Origin of the sequence: Mycobacterium sp. 050134 (genome assembly GCF_036409085.1) — a bacterium.
GTDB lineage: Bacteria > Actinomycetota > Actinomycetes > Mycobacteriales > Mycobacteriaceae > Mycobacterium.
In genome coordinates this window covers 132,375-147,141 of the sequence record NZ_JAZGLV010000001.1, presented here as the reverse complement: position 1 = coordinate 147,141, position 14,767 = coordinate 132,375, and the positions used below count along the sequence as shown (strand labels likewise).

Genomic DNA, 14,767 nt, shown 5'->3' with positions numbered 1-14,767 from the left:
GGTGCGCCATTAACGACTCACGACGCTAGCTGGGCCCCGGGAGGCGCAGCACGAGCCGCGCGCCGCCGAGCGGGCTGTTCTCCAGCGCCGCAGTCCCGCCGTGCAGGTGAGCCTGTTGGGCCACCAGCGCCAGCCCCAACCCCGATCCCGAATGCGAGGCCGTCGATCCACGGGAGAATCGCTCGAACACGACGTGGCGCTCCTGCTCGGGCACCCCGGTGCCGTTGTCGTCAACGGTGATCTCCACCCCAGCTCGCGAACTCACGGCCGAGAGTTGGACTTTGGTGGCGCCACCATGTTTGACGGCGTTGGCGATCGCATTGTCGACGGCGAGGCGCAACCCGGCGGGTAGTCCGACGATGATGCAGGTCGGCGACGGCACCAGCGCGACGTCGAGGTCGGGATACACGCGCATGGCGTCGTGCGCGGCGCGGTCGAGCAATTCGGTGATGTCGACGGGCACGTGATCGTCGGACGTCGACAGCTCGCCCTGAGCCAGCCGCTCCAGGGCGCTCAGGGTGGCCTCGATCCTGGACTGCGTGCGGACCACGTCGTTGAGCACCTCCTTGCGCTGGTCGTCGGTCATGTCCAGGGTGGACAAGACTTCGAGGTTGGTCCGCATCGCGGTGAGAGGGGTGCGTAGCTCGTGGGAGGACACCGCTGCGAAGTCGCGGGCCGACGCGAGCGCCTCCTTCGTGCGGTTCTGTTCGTCCCAGATGCGTTGCAGCATCCCCCTCATCGCCTCGGCGATCTCGACGGCCTCGCTGGCGCCGTGCACCTCGACGCGCGGCGCCTCGTCACCGGCGTCGATCAGCCGCGTCTGCTGCGCGAGCTGTTTGAAGGGCCGCACGGCGAATGCCGCCAGCAGCCAGGCGAACACGGCCGCGGCGGCGATGGCGAACCCACAGATCAGCAGGACCCGCCGATGCAGGTTGTTGGTTTCGGCGAGCGTGGCGTCGTAAGTCGCGCCCACGGCGAGCGACGAAGGCTCGGGCCCCGGAATCTCTACCGTGCGCACCCGGTAACGCACGCCGCCGACGTAGGTGTCGGCGTAGTCCACATTGAGCTTCGGCAGTGTGACGTCGGAATTCGACTTCACCAGATCGCCGCGACGCACGGTCATGATGGCGTCGTTGTCGTTGGGCGAGCGCGGTATTTCGCCGAGCCCGCGGGGCAGGAACGGGATCGCGAAGCCGGCGGCCTCGTCGAGACGGCGGTCCAATCGCTCCTTGCGGTCGTTGGTGATCCCGACCCAGACGACGGTTCCCACGATCAGCACCGGAATCGCGGCGCCGATGGCCGTCGCGACCACCACCCTGGTCCGCAACGAAGGCGTGCGGGCGAAGATCCGAGACAGGACGTTCATGGCCGTTCGGTCACTGCATTCGCAGCACGAACCCGACTCCGCGAACGGTGTGCAGCAGCCGCGGGCCCCCGTTGGCCTCCAGTTTGCGGCGCAGGTATCCGATGAATACGTCGACGACGTTGGTGTCGGCGGCGAAGTCGTACCCCCACACCAGCTCCAACAGCTGCGCGCGGGACAGCACCGCGGTCTTGTGCTCGGCCAGCACCGCCAGCAGGTCGAATTCGCGCTTGGTGAGGTCGACGTCCACGCCGTTCACCCGGGCGCGCCGGCCAGGGATGTCCACTTCCAGCGGGCCGACCGCGATGGTCTCCGAGGACGAGGTGGCCGTCGCGCCGCGGCGGCGCAGCAGGGCCTTCACCCGCGCCACCAATTCGGCCAGCACGAACGGCTTCACCAGGTAGTCGTCGGCGCCCGCTTCCAGGCCGGCCACCCGGTCGTCGACCGAGCTGCGCGCGCTGAGCACGCAGACGGGCACGTCGTTGTCCATGGCCCTCAGCGCGGTCACAACACTCACGCCGTCCAGAACGGGCATGTTGATGTCGAGCACGATCGCGTCCGGCCGCGTCTCGGTGGCGCTGCGCAAGGCCTCGGCGCCGTCGACTGCCGTCGAGACCTCGAATCCGGACAGGCGCAGGCCGCGCTCCAATGACGCGAGCACGTCGGAGTCGTCGTCGACGACCAAGACCCGCGGTGAGGTCACTCCAGAGTCCATGCCGCCATTTTGCCTGATTGCCGCCGATCTGAGTGGGAGGTCGGCCGCCAAGTCGCGCGGCTCGCGGGGGAACCGGGCTAACCGAGCCCGCTCAGTTGAAGCGCAAGCTGTCGTCGCACGGCGGGGACCGCCCCGGCCAGACCCAACCCCGCGTTGCGGACGGGGCGCAGCGGACGCGGCAGTGTCGCGACGCGGGTGAGCCGCCCGGTCAGCTTCAGAACCCGTTGTGCACGCTCTCGCTGGGTGGAGCTGTACGTGTCCAACACTGCTTCGGATCCTCCGCCGAGCACGCGGGCCAGCCCATCGGCCAGCGCGACCGCGTCGGTGATGCCGAGGTTCATCCCTTGGCCGCCCGCGGGGCTGTGGACATGGGCCGCGTCGCCGGCCAGCAGGAGGCGTCCGGACCGATAGCTGTCGGCCACGCGATGGTGGACGCGAAAACGGGTTCCCCACAGCACCTCGGTGACCACGCTGCGTCCCGGCCCGAAACCGCGGGCGTCCAGCAGCGATTGAACGAATCTCGCTGACGGTACCTGCGGCGCGTCGCCGGTGGGCGCGACGATCCGGAAGATGCCGCCGGGCAGCGGGGCGAGCACGGTGAAGCCTTCACCGGCGCAGAACAGGATCACCTCGTCGCGTGGCGCGTCACCGCTCAGCCGGACGTCGGCGAGGGTGAACGACTCGGCGAAATCTCCGCCGGAGAAGCCGATCCCCGCTCGATCCCGGACCGTGCTGTGCATCCCGTCGGCCCCGACGACGTAGCCGGCCCGCATGGTGTCGCCGTCGTCGAACGTGGCCGCGACGCCGTCTTCGTCCTGGGTGAGGCTGTTGAGCGTCTTCGGGCGGATCACTTCACCGCCGAGTTCGTGCAGGCGCTCTCGCAGCAGGCGCTCGGTGTCGGCTTGCGAGAGCATCAGCGTGTACGGGTGTTCCGCCGGTAGCCCGGTGAAGTCGATCGGGACGAGGACGCGTTCCCCGTTCCGCATGGTGAACCGTGGGGCGATCAGCCCTGCTTTGACCATTCGCCTGGACACGTCGAGGTCCTCGAGGACTTCCAGGGTGCGGGCATTCACCGCCGCCGCCCGGGACGTGTTCGCGCCCGCGGGCAACTCGTCGACCACGACGGCACGGACTCCCCGCGCGATGAGCGACGCGGCCAGTGTGAGGCCGGTAGGACCGGCGCCCACCACCAGGACATCGGTGTCTTTCATGGCGCTCGTCTCCTCTCGGATAGATATGTCAACGTTTGTTGACATACACCCCATGGTGGTCCGGTCCTCGCCTAAAGTCAACAGTTGTTGGCCTACAATTGTTGACATGAGGCGCTCGTCCGATCTGACCAAAGCCGCCATCCTCGCGGCGGCCCGTGAGCGGTTCGGCGCCGTCGGATTCCAGGGCGCGACGATCCGCGCGATCGCCGCCGACGCCGGGGTGGACCCCGCCATGGTGATGCGCTACTACGGCAGCAAGGACAAGCTGTTCGCGGCCGCGGCCGACTTCGATCTGCGATTCCCGGACGTGGCGACGATGGACCCGACGCAGGTCGGGCAGACGATGGTGCGGCACTTCCTCGAACGCTGGGAAGGGGACGAGCCGCTGGTGATCCTCCTGCGATCGAGTGCGACCAACACCGAAGCCGCGCAACGGATGCACGGCATTTTCGGGACCCAACTCGAGCCGCTGGTCGCCTCGGTGGTGGGCCGGGGGGAGTCCGCGAAGCGCGCGGGTTTGATCGCCAGTCAGATCCTCGGCATGGCGTGGTGTCGCTTCGTCCTGAAGTTGCCGCCCGTCGTCGACATGACCCGCGACGAGATCGTGGAGTGGCTCGGCCCGACGATTCAGCGCTACCTCGGATTGCCGGACGGCTGAGCCGCGAGACGTAAACCACCGCGACTCCGCCCGGCGTGTCGTGTGCGTGGTTTACGTGTCGTGGACCCGGCGGGCACGGTCGGCGGACCTCGCCGTCAGGGCAATCCGATCCGCCGGTAGCGCTGCAATCGCGCCGCCAGCCGTTCGGCGGCGGGCATGCCGCGCAGCGCGTGCACTTCCGCGGCAATGGCGTGGGACAGTCGCTGGCAGAACTCGACCGGCTCGTCCGCCGCGTCGGGGTGTTCGGGAACAATGGCGTCGACGATTCCGCTCGCCAGCAGGTCAACCGACCGAATCCCCTGTGCCGCAGCCAATTCCGGTGCATGCTCGGTGTCGCGGTAGACGATCGCGCTGGCGCCCTCGGGTGGCAGGGGCGCGAGCCAGCCATGCAGCGCGGCCAGCACCCGATCGGCCGGCACCATCGCCAGCGCCGGGCCTCCGCTGCCCTGGCCCAGGAGCACCGACACCGTCGGGGTGTCCAGGGTCACCAATTCGGCCAGGCACTGGGCGATCTGGCCGGCGAGGCCCCCCTGCTCGGCCTCCGCGGAGAGGGCGGGTCCCGCGGTGTCGATGACCAGGACTAGCGGCAGGCGCAGCTCGGCCGCCAGCGCCATACCGCGCCGGGCCTCGCGCAGTGATGCGGGCCCGACGATCCCGCCGGTCACCCGCTGCTGCCCCAGCACCACGGCGGGCTGGCCGGTGAACCGCGCCAGTGCCAGCAGCGTCGTTGCCGCTTCGCCCTCCTCGGTGCCCGACAGCAGCACCACGTCGGTGGCGCCGTGCCGCAATAACAGCCCCACACCCGGCCGGTCGGGTCGCCGCGACGCCACCACGGAATCCCACGCCGGCACGTCGGGGAAGGGCTCGGGTGGAGGCTGCGCGGGCAGCGGCCCGGGTGGGTCGGCGATCACCCTGAGCGCGCGGTCCAGTGTCGGGCGCAGGTGGTCGACCGGCAATACGGCGTCGATCACCCCGTGGCGCTCCAGGTTCTCGGCGGTCTGGACGCCCTCGGGGAAGGGTTCGCCGTAGAGCAGCCGGTATACCCGGGGGCCGAGGAAGCCGATCAGTGCGCCCGGCTCGGCGAGGGTGACGTGCCCCAACGAGCCCCAGGACGCGAACACCCCGCCGGTGGTGGGGTTGCGAAGGTACACGACGTACGGCAAGTGCGCCCGCTTGTGCAGCCTGACGGCCGCGGCAATCTTGACCATCTGCAGGAAGGCCACCGTGCCTTCCTGCATGCGGGTGCCGCCGGAGCTCGGCGACGCCAGCAGCGGCAGGCCCTCGGCTGTCGCCCGCTGCACGGCGTCGGTGATCCGCTCGGCGGCCGCCACCCCGATCGAACCGCCGAGAAAGCTGAACTCGCACACCACGACGGCCACGCGACGCCCGAAGAGGCGCCCCTCGCCGGTGAGCACCGCTTCGTCCAGGCCGGTGGCCGTCCGTGCGTCCGCTAGATCCCGCGCGTAGAAATCCGATGTCGGAATCGCCAGGGGCTCGCTGTCCCAGCTGACGAAGGATCCCTCGTCCAGTACCGCGTCCCGCAGTTGGCCAGCCGTGATACGACGCACGCCACGAGGCTATATAGGCTGGCTGCCATGATCGGTATCACCCAGGCCGGGGCCGTTATGACCATCGAGTTGCAGCGCCCGGAGCGCCGCAACGCCTTGAATTCCGAGCTCGTCGAGGAGCTGCGGGAGGCCATCCAGAAGGCCGACGACGGGGCCACGCGCGCAATCGTGCTCACCGGCCAGGGCACGGTGTTCTGCGCGGGCGCGGATCTGAGTGGCGACGCGTTCGCCGCGGACTACCCTGACCGGCTCATCGAGCTGCACAAGGCCCTGGACGCCACACCGGTACCGGTGATCGGCGCCATCAACGGTCCCGCCATCGGCGCCGGCCTGCAACTGGCCATGCAATGCGATCTACGGGTGGTCGCGCCGGATGCGTTCTTCCAGTTCCCCACTTCGAAATATGGCCTGGCGCTGGATAACTGGAGCATCCGCCGGCTTTCGTCGCTGGTCGGCCACGGCCGCGCCCGGGCGATGCTGCTGGCCGCGGAGAAACTGGACGCCGATGTGGCGCTGCAGACCGGCATGGCCAATCGCATCGGAACGCTGGCCGACGCCCAGGCCTGGGCGCAGGAGATCGCCGGCCTGGCGCCGCTGGCGATTCAGCACGCCAAGCGTGTGCTCAACGACGACGGGGCCATCGAGGAGGCCTGGCCCGAGCACAAGGAGCTCTTCGACAAGGCTTGGGGCAGCCAGGACGTGATCGAGGCCCAGGTGGCCCGCGTGGAGAAGCGGCCGCCAAAGTTCCAGGGGGCCTGACAACCGTGGTCCGGGGGGCGCTTCGACTGGCCGCCGGCACCGCCTCACTGGCAGCCGGGAGCTGGTTGGTGCGGGCGCTGCACGGTGCGCCGGCCGCCCTGGGCGCCGACCCAACGTCGATCCGTGCGGTCGCGGAGGGGTCGCCCCACTATCGCGACGGCGTCTTCGTCAACCTCGACCCCGCCTCGATCTACAAGATGGATCGCGAGCAACTGCAGCTCATCGTGTGGGAGTTGATCGGTAATCGCGGAGGGAGCCGCCCGGGCGCCCCGATCCCATTGGCCGCGCCCGCGATTTACGACGGTGACGCCAGCCGACTCGCCGCCAGCTGGTTCGGCCATTCGACCGCGCTGCTGGAGGTGGACGGATATCGAATCCTCACCGACCCGGTGTGGAGCAACCGATGCTCACCGTCGGACATCGTGGGGCCCCAGCGGTTGCACCCGCCGCCCGTGCAACTGGAGAGTCTGCCGGCGGTCGATGCCGTGGTCATCAGCCACGACCACTACGACCACCTCGACATCGACACGGTCCTCGCGTTGACTGAGACACAGCGCGCCCCCTTCTTCGTGCCGCTCGGGGTCGGCGCCCACCTGCGCGCCTGGGGCATCCCCGAGCATCGCATCGTCGAGCTGGACTGGCACCACAGCGCGCGGGTCGACGAGCTGACGCTGATTTGCATGCCCGCGCGCCACTTTTCGGGCCGCTTCGTCGACCGCAATACCACACTGTGGGCGTCCTGGGCGTTCATCGGCCCGAGCCACCGCGCGTATTTCGGGGGCGACACCGGCTACACCAAGAGCTTCGCCCAGATCGGCGCCGACCATGGACCGTTCGACCTGACGCTGCTGCCCATCGGTGCCTACAACACCGCCTGGCCGGACGTCCACATGAATCCCGAGGAAGCGGTCCGGGCCCACCTGGACGTCACCGACTCCGGATCGGGGCTGCTGATGCCGATCCACTGGGGCACCTTCCGGCTTGCGCCGCACCCGTGGGCCGAGCCCGTCGAACGGCTGCTCCGGGCGGCCGGGCCCGCTCAGGTCAACGTGGCCGTCCCGGTGCCCGGTCAGCGCATCGACCCCGCCGGGCCGCTGAAGTCCCATCCGTGGTGGCGGCTCTGAATCGCTGATGGGCCGGGCTAAAGTGCGGCCATGACGAAACGCGCGGTGTCGGCCACGGTCGCCGTGATTATGCTCGGGTCGACCGGATGCGGGCACGTCGAGCCGGTCGCCACCCCGCCATCCACGCTGTCCGACGCGCCCCCCAACGAGGTCTCGGGTGTCGGGATTCCGCCCGCCCGCATCGACGACGCCGTGTCGAAGCTCGACGGTCTGGTTGGGGACCTGATGAGAAGCACCGGTATCCCGGGGATGGCCGTCGCCGTGGTCCATGGCGGAAAGACGGTTTACACCAAGGGATTCGGTGTCAAGGACACGGGCAAAGGCAATGGTCCCGACAACAACGTCGACGCCGACACCGTCTTTCAGTTGGCCTCGGTGTCGAAATCGGTTGGTGCGACGGTCGTGGCGCATGAGGTCACCGAGAAGGCGGTGTCGTGGGACACCCCCGTGGTTTCCCAGCTGCCGTGGTTCGCCCTCAGCGATCCCTACGTCACCGGGCGCGTGACCGTCGGTGACCTGTACTCGCATCGCTCCGGGCTGCCCGACCACGCCGGCGACAAGCTCGAGGACCTCGGATACGGCCGTCGGCAGACACTCGAACGACTCAAATACCTTGCGCTGGCGCCCTTCCGAATCAGCTACGCCTACACCAATTACGGTGTCACCGCCGCCGCCGAGACTGCTGCGTCCGCGGCCGGGAAATCGTGGGAAGACCTGTCCGACGAGGTGCTGTACCGGCCGTTGGGGATGGCTTCCACGAGTTCGCGGTTCGCCGACTTCCTCGCCAGGGCCAACCGTGCGGTTAACCATGTCAAGGTGGGGGACAAGTGGGAGCCCCGTTTCCAGCGCGACCCGGATCCTCAAACGCCGGCGGGTGGCGTCAGCTCATCGGTCAACGATGTGGCGCGCTGGCTGATCATGTTGCTGGGCAACGGAACGTACAACGGTCAGCGGATCGCGTCGCCGGAGGCGCTGCTACCCGCCGTCACTACGCAAGTCGTCTCGGTGCCCCCGAAGACGCCGAAGGGCCGTCCCGGAGCTTACGGTTACGGGTTCAACGTTTCGGTCACCTCGTCGGGGCGCACCGAGTACAGCCACTCGGGCGCTTTCGCTGAGGGCGCCGCCACCAATTTCGTGGTCATGCCCGCCGAGGACCTGGCCATCGTCGCCTTGACCAACGCCGCGCCCATCGGCGTGCCGGAGGCCCTTACCGCCGAGTTCATGGATCTGGTGCAGTATGGCGAGATTCGGGAGGACTGGGGCGGCCTGTACAAGCAGGCGATGTCCTGGATGAACAACCCCGAGGGCTCGCTCGTCGGCAAGCAGCCGCCCACCAATCCCGCGGCGGCCCGGCCGCTCAACACCTACGCCGGGACCTACGCCAACGATTACTGGGGCCCGGCCGTCGTCGCGGAGCGCGACAACGCGCTGCAGCTGTCGATGGGACCCAAGGGGCATACGTTCACCCTGACGCACTGGGACGGCGACACCTTCACCTTTCCCCTCACCGGCGAGAATGCGCCGCCCGGAACGATTTCCGAGGCAACGTTCACGAACAACACGCTGAACCTCGAGTACTTCGACTCGGACAAGTTGGGAACCTTCACCCGATGACGCCCGGGCTGACCGATGCGGAGGTAGCGCAGCGAGTAGCGGAAGGCAAGAGCAACGCCGTCCGGGAGCGCGCCACCCGCAGCGTCGCCCAGATTGTGCGGGCCAACGTCTTCACCCGGATCAACGCGATACTCGGTGTGCTGTTGCTCATCGTGTTGGCGACGGGCTCGCTGATCAACGGGATGTTCGGCCTGCTCATCGTGGCCAACAGCGTCATCGGCATGGTCCAGGAGGTCCGGGCCAAGCAGACGCTGGACCGGCTCGCGATCGTCGGCCAGGCTAAACCTCTGGTGCGCAGGGAATCCGGGACGCGACCGCTGCCGCCCGGCGAGGTGGTGCTCGACGACATCATCGAGCTGGGTCCCGGTGACCAGGTTGTCGTCGACGGGACGATCGTCGAGGAATCCACCCTTGAGATCGACGAATCGCTGTTGACCGGGGAGGCGGACCCGATAACGAAGGGCCTCGGTGACGCCGTGATGTCGGGCAGCTTCGTCGTCGCAGGGACCGGTGCCTATCGGGCCACCAAAGTCGGTCCCGACGCCTACGCCGCCAAGCTGGCCGAGGAGGCCAGCCGGTTCACCCTGGTGAAATCCGAACTGCGCAACGGCATCAACCGGATCTTGCAGTTCATCACCTACCTGCTGGTGCCGGCCGGGTTGCTCACCATCTACACCCAGTTGTTCACCACGCACGCGGGGTGGCGGCAGTCCGTGCTGCGCATGGTGGGCGCGCTGGTGCCCATGGTCCCCGAGGGGCTGGTCCTGATGACCTCGATCGCGTTCGCGGTCGGGGTGATCCGGCTCGGTCAGCGACGCTGCCTGGTGCAGGAATTGCCGGCCATCGAAGGGCTGGCCCGCGTCGACGTGGTGTGCGCAGACAAGACCGGCACCCTCACCGAGAGCGGCATGCGCGTCGCCGACGTCTCCGAGATCGGGACGCCGGTGACCCGCGGGGAGGCGGTCGCCGACGTGCTGGCGTCCCTGGCCGCGGCCGACCCGCGGCCCAACGCCAGCATGCGGGCGATCGCTGAGGCGTTTCCGGAGCCCCCGGGCTGGATCGCCACCGCCACCGCGCCGTTCAAGTCGGCCACCAAGTGGAGCGGTGTGTCCTTCGGGGGCCACGGCAACTGGGTGGTCGGGGCGCCCGACGTGCTGCTCGACCCGGCCTCAGAGGGGGCGGCAGCCGCGGAGCGGATCGGAGCGCGCGGACTGCGCGTCCTGCTGCTCGGCGTTGGTGACGTGCCCGTCGACGACCCGGACGCCCCGGGGATGGTCACCCCCGCCGCGCTCGTCGTGCTGGAGCAAAAGGTGCGGCCGGATGCTGGCCAGACTCTGGATTATTTTGCCGAACAGGGGGTTTCGGTGAAGGTGATCTCCGGCGACAACGCGGTGTCGGTCGGCGCCGTCGCCGCCCAGCTCGGGCTGCGTGGGGAGACGATGGACGCGCGCGGGCTCCCCGCCGAGCCGGCCCTCTTGGCCGAGGCGCTGGAAACCCATACCACCTTCGGTAGGGTGCGGCCGGACCAGAAGCGCGCGATCGTGCATGCCCTGCAATCGCGCGGACACAATGTCGCGATGACCGGGGACGGCGTCAACGACGTGTTGGCCCTCAAGGACGCCGACATCGGCGTGGCGATGGGGGCCGGCAGCCCCGCGTCGCGTGCGGTGGCGCAGATCGTGCTGCTGGACAACAGGTTTGCCACCCTGCCGTATGTGGTCGGCGAGGGCCGGCGCGTGATCGGCAACATCGAGCGCGTCGCCAACCTGTTCCTCACCAAGACGGTGTACTCGGTACTGTTGGCGTTCTTTGTGGGAATGGAGTGCCTGCTCGCAAAGCCGCTCAGAGCCGATCCCCTGCTGTATCCGTTTCAGCCGATTCACGTCACAATCGCGGCGTGGTTCACGATCGGCATCCCGTCGTTCATCCTGTCGCTGGCGCCCAACAACGAACGCGCCCATCCCGGCTTCGTGCGGCGGGTGCTGACGTCGGCGCTGCCTTCCGGGCTCGTCGTGGGCCTGGCGACCTTCGTCTCCTACCTGGTGGCCTACCACGGCCGCCACGCCTCGTTTCAGCAGCAGGAGCAGGCGTCGACCGCGGCCCTGATCACGTTGCTCACGGCGGCACTCTGGGTGCTGGCGGTGGTGGCACGCCCCTATCAGTGGTGGCGGGTGGCGCTCATCGTCGCCTCCGGACTGGCCTACGTGGCGATCTTCAGCGCGCCGCTGACGCGGCGGGAGTTCTTGCTCGACCCGTCCAATGTGGCGGTGACCTTGGGGGCGCTGGGCATCGGCGCGGCGGGCGCCGCGGTGATCGAGGCACTCTGGTGGGTCCGGGCCAGGACGCTCGGCGTGCGGCCGCGGTTGTGGCGTGAGCCCGTGAGAGGGGACCAGTAAGATCTCCCAGGATCCTCGGGGAAGGGGTGCAGCGGTGGGATTCCTGGACAGGGCGAAGGACCTGTTGGCGCAGAACGCCGACAAGGTCGAGATGGCAATCGACAAGGCCGGCGAGTTCGTCGACGACAAGACGCAAGGCAAATACACCGACACCATCCACAAGGTGCAGGAACAAGCCAAGAAGGCTGCCGACTCCGCCGCGCCGGGCGAGCAGCAGGGCTAAAGGCCATGGCCAAACTTTCCGGCTCCATCGACGTCCCGCTGCCGCCCGAGGTCGCCTGGCAGCACGCCTCCGACCTCTCCCGGTACAAGGAGTGGCTGACCATCCACAAGGTGTGGCGCAGCACGCTGCCCGACGACATCGGCAAGGGGACGGTCGTCGAGTCGATCGTCGAGGTCAAGGGCATGTACAACCGCATCAAGTGGACCGTGGTGCGCTACAAGCCGCCGGAGGGCATGACCCTCAACGGTGACGGTGTCGGCGGCGTCAAGGTCAAACTCATGGCCAAGATCCAGCCCAGCCAGGAGGGCTCCGTCGTCGGCTTCGACGTGCACCTCGGCGGTCCGGCGCTGTTCGGGCCGATCGGCATGATCGTCGCCGCCGCGCTGCGCAGCGACATCAATCAGTCGCTGCAAAACTTCGTCACGGTCTTCACCCGGCCCGATCCGAGCACGAACGGCAGCGGCGGTCTGCGGCACTGACGCCGAGAGCCGCCCGCTCTCAACCGGCCCGGCTCGCCAAACAGCATCTACTGCGGTCCGTCTCGGTGTGTCGCCGCAACCGTTGATTTGTCGTGGCGGGGGTTTGTCGGGGCCGACCAGCGGCCGCTCAGCGTGACAGACGGCGCCCGGGGTGAACGGGGCGATGCGCGACACGCTCGGCGTGCGCTTCGGTCACCCGGCCGGCGGACCACTCAGCTAATCTCACAACATGATTCGCCGACTGAGCCCCGGTTGGCTCGTGGCGCTCCTCGCCCTGATCATCTCGGCCAGCGCCTGGTTGCCCTGGCTGACGACCGGGGTCAACGGCGGGGGCTGGGCCAACGCCATCGGCGGCACCCATGGCAGTCTGCAGCTGCCGCATGGATTCGGCGCGGGTCAACTCATCGTGTTGCTGTCCTCGACGCTGCTGGTGGTCGGTGCGATGGTCGGCCGCGGGCTCTCCGTCAGGATCGCTTCCGTTGCGGCGCTGGTCGTTTCGCTGCTCATCGTGGCGCTCGCGGCGTGGTATTACAAGCTGAACGTCAACCCGCCGGTGTCCGCCGAATACGGGCTCTACGTGGGCGCAGTCGCCGCGGCGTGCGCGGCGGTGTGCTCGGTCGCGGCCGTCGTCGCCGCCCTGGCCAGGAGGCGGTGACAGCCAGGCCGACGGGAATTCGTGTTAGCCCGACGTGCCGCTGGCGCCCGGCTCGTTCACGCCGTAGACGAAGGGCGCGAACACGACTTCGCGGCCGTCCGGATCGCGGTAGGTGACCGCGCCCATCGCCGCCCAATACGGGTGCTGGTCGACGGGCTCGGTGCCCGCGGCCCGCAGCCGGTCAATCGCCGCGTCCCGGGCCTGCTGGTCCGGGAAATACAGGCACAGCTGGTCGTGCTCGACCGCCGCGACGGGACCGGTGGATTCGACGATTTCCAGCGTCAGGTTCCAGCTGGGCAGCCCGAATATCGCCCCGCTGCTCCCGTAGCTGGCTCGGAAGGTTTCGTAGAGCGGCAGCCCCACCAGGTCCCGGTAGAACCGCACCGCCTCGGCAAAATTGCCCGATCGCCGCGCGAAGCGGATGGCGCCGATCGAGGCCAGGCTCGCGGGCCAGTGCGTATTCCGGGGTCGCCGGCCGGGGGGCGTCACAGGCCCACGGCAGCGGCCGCCGAATCGGCACGCTCCCAGCGCCGAAGTTGCGCGCCGGGCGCCCAGGTTGAATGGGTTCCGCTGGAAATCCGTTCCGGCAATCGCAGTTTGCACACCGGGCCGTCCTCGATCCGCGCGGCGTCGAACACGGCGCAGTACGACGCATCGTCATTCATGTCGGTAATGAGGGTGACCAGGTAGCCGTCGTCTTCGCCGCGGGAGCCCACCCGCGGGGCCATCGCGGTTTCGCTCCCGTAGACACCGTCGCCGAACGGGAACTCCTGCTGGCCGCCGGTGCGCAGGTCGTGCTTGACCAAGCCGTCGAACAGGAACCATCCCGGTTTGCCGGTGGCCGCATAGGCATACCGGTAGTCGGTGGCGGCGTAATCGGGGTTGATCGTGCCGAACTCGGTGATCGACTCGGATAGTCGCTCCTCCTTGACCCCGCCGGTCACCAGGTTGAACCGCCACCGGTGCAGTCGCGTCTGCAGCCGGTCGAGGGCCAGGAAACGGAAAAGCTTCTCCCACTTGGTTCCACCGGTGTCCAGCGGGGAGGGGTCGCCCTCGAAGAAGCCGTCGAGGACGATCTCGTCGCCGTCCTCGTAGGCGTTGGTGAAGTGCAGCACGAAAGTGGGGTCGGCCTCGAACCACCGAATGTCCTCGGTCCCACCCCGGCGCGGGAGCACCGCGAAACGGGACGGGGTGTCGGGATAGAAGCGCGGCAGATGCACGTCGTGCGCGAGCAACCCCGGATCCCAGAACAGTGGGAAATCGTTGAGGATCACGTAGTTTTCGGTGAAGGCCATGTCGTGGGGCAGCCGTGGCCCGGGCAGCGGGATGTCGACGTAGTGCGCCAGTTCGTCGGCGTCGTCGACGACGCCGTAGCGCATGTAGGGGTCTTCCTTGCTGTAGCTGAAGAACAGCAGTTCGCCGGTTCTCGGATGCACCTTGGGATGCGCGGACACGCCCCAGGCGGCGGGGAAGCTCCCGCCCCACGTCTCCTTGCCCAGGGTTTCCGCCGAGTACGGGTCCACCCGGTAGAGATCGCCGCACTGATAGAAGCTGGTGAGTGCGACACCACGGTGCACGATGACGTCGGTGCTCGAGGCGTCCTTCATCAGGGTGCGCGCGCCCCAGCCGTCTTTGCGCCGGGCCAGCTGAACCGGCTCGGCCAAACCGGGCCATAGGGGCCCCCCGGCCTCGTTCTCGGCGAGGAAGCCCTCGGTGCGGATAAACCGGTTGCGATAGCAGGCTTTTCCATCGCGGAAACCGACGACGTGCAGCATGCCGTCCCCGTCGAACGGGTGATAGGTCTTGAACGCCGGGTGCAGTGGGTTCTCGGTGTTGCGGAGGTAGACGCCGTCCAGATCCCGCGGAATTTCTCCCTCCACCGCGGTGAGGTCGTCGGCGTCCCATTCGGTGGTCTGGGGACGCCACGGGCCGGTTCGGTAGGGATGGTCGTCGTCTTCGGGCAGCGTGGACAGGAACTTCCCGAAGATTTCCACGTTCATGG

14 protein-coding genes are annotated in these 14,767 nt (G+C 68.4%); 8 read left to right on the top strand and 6 right to left on the bottom strand.

What is annotated here, in order from left to right; all coding sequences use genetic code 11:
- Positions 1-25: 25 nt before the first annotated feature.
- The 3 genes from SKC42_RS00695 to SKC42_RS00685 all read right to left on the bottom strand — a co-directional run bounded on the left by SKC42_RS00695 (position 26) and on the right by SKC42_RS00685 (position 3,289).
- On the bottom strand, positions 26-1,366 hold the full coding sequence (locus tag SKC42_RS00695; protein WP_330962414.1) for a HAMP domain-containing sensor histidine kinase: 1,341 nt from the start codon (positions 1,364-1,366) through the stop codon (positions 26-28).
- A 10-nt stretch (positions 1,367-1,376) separates the two neighbouring features.
- Positions 1,377-2,078: a two-component system response regulator PrrA gene (gene prrA, locus SKC42_RS00690; RefSeq protein ID WP_330962413.1), complete on the bottom strand. Its 702-nt coding sequence runs from the start codon at positions 2,076-2,078 to the stop codon at positions 1,377-1,379.
- A 77-nt stretch (positions 2,079-2,155) separates the two neighbouring features.
- Complete coding sequence (locus tag SKC42_RS00685) at positions 2,156-3,289, bottom strand: FAD-dependent monooxygenase (RefSeq protein WP_330962412.1); 1,134 nt, start codon at positions 3,287-3,289, stop codon at positions 2,156-2,158.
- A 106-nt stretch (positions 3,290-3,395) separates the two neighbouring features.
- On the opposite strand from SKC42_RS00685, the gene SKC42_RS00680 reads away from it, so the two are divergent.
- Positions 3,396-3,947, top strand: a complete 552-nt coding sequence (locus SKC42_RS00680; protein ID WP_330962411.1) for a TetR/AcrR family transcriptional regulator — start codon at positions 3,396-3,398, stop codon at positions 3,945-3,947.
- A 95-nt stretch (positions 3,948-4,042) separates the two neighbouring features.
- Here the strand turns inward: SKC42_RS00680 and SKC42_RS00675 are convergent, their stop codons facing one another.
- Complete coding sequence (locus SKC42_RS00675) at positions 4,043-5,515, bottom strand: carboxyl transferase domain-containing protein (RefSeq protein ID WP_330962410.1); 1,473 nt, start codon at positions 5,513-5,515, stop codon at positions 4,043-4,045.
- Between the two features lie 27 nt (positions 5,516-5,542).
- On the opposite strand from SKC42_RS00675, the gene SKC42_RS00670 reads away from it, so the two are divergent.
- The 7 genes from SKC42_RS00670 (at position 5,543) to SKC42_RS00640 (ending at position 12,765) form a co-directional block, all read left to right on the top strand.
- Complete coding sequence (locus SKC42_RS00670; protein WP_330962409.1) at positions 5,543-6,274, top strand: enoyl-CoA hydratase; 732 nt, start codon at positions 5,543-5,545, stop codon at positions 6,272-6,274.
- 5 nt (positions 6,275-6,279) lie between these two features.
- The gene (locus SKC42_RS00665) at positions 6,280-7,398 is read left to right on the top strand and encodes an MBL fold metallo-hydrolase (RefSeq protein WP_330962408.1); all 1,119 of its coding nucleotides are present in this window, start codon (positions 6,280-6,282) and stop codon (positions 7,396-7,398) included.
- 30 nt (positions 7,399-7,428) lie between these two features.
- Complete coding sequence (locus SKC42_RS00660) at positions 7,429-9,012, top strand: serine hydrolase (RefSeq protein ID WP_330962407.1); 1,584 nt, start codon at positions 7,429-7,431, stop codon at positions 9,010-9,012.
- A complete protein-coding gene (locus tag SKC42_RS00655; RefSeq protein ID WP_330962406.1) occupies positions 9,009-11,408 on the top strand; it encodes a cation-translocating P-type ATPase in 2,400 nt (799 codons plus the stop codon). Before SKC42_RS00660 ends, SKC42_RS00655 begins: the two co-directional genes overlap by 4 nt.
- A gap of 34 nt (positions 11,409-11,442) precedes the next feature.
- On the top strand, positions 11,443-11,631 hold the full coding sequence (locus SKC42_RS00650; protein WP_330962405.1) for an antitoxin: 189 nt from the start codon (positions 11,443-11,445) through the stop codon (positions 11,629-11,631).
- A gap of 5 nt (positions 11,632-11,636) precedes the next feature.
- A complete protein-coding gene (locus tag SKC42_RS00645; RefSeq protein WP_330962404.1) occupies positions 11,637-12,110 on the top strand; it encodes a type II toxin-antitoxin system Rv0910 family toxin in 474 nt (157 codons plus the stop codon).
- A gap of 229 nt (positions 12,111-12,339) precedes the next feature.
- Positions 12,340-12,765, top strand: coding sequence for a hypothetical protein (locus SKC42_RS00640; protein WP_330962403.1), 426 nt, complete (start codon positions 12,340-12,342; stop codon positions 12,763-12,765).
- A gap of 24 nt (positions 12,766-12,789) precedes the next feature.
- On the opposite strand, the gene SKC42_RS00635 is transcribed toward SKC42_RS00640, so the two are convergent.
- Positions 12,790-13,254, bottom strand: a complete 465-nt coding sequence (locus SKC42_RS00635) for a VOC family protein (RefSeq protein WP_330962402.1) — start codon at positions 13,252-13,254, stop codon at positions 12,790-12,792.
- The gene (locus tag SKC42_RS00630) at positions 13,251-14,765 is read right to left on the bottom strand and encodes a carotenoid oxygenase family protein (protein ID WP_330962401.1); all 1,515 of its coding nucleotides are present in this window, start codon (positions 14,763-14,765) and stop codon (positions 13,251-13,253) included. Before SKC42_RS00630 ends, SKC42_RS00635 begins: the two co-directional genes overlap by 4 nt.
- Positions 14,766-14,767: the final 2 nt, after the last annotated feature.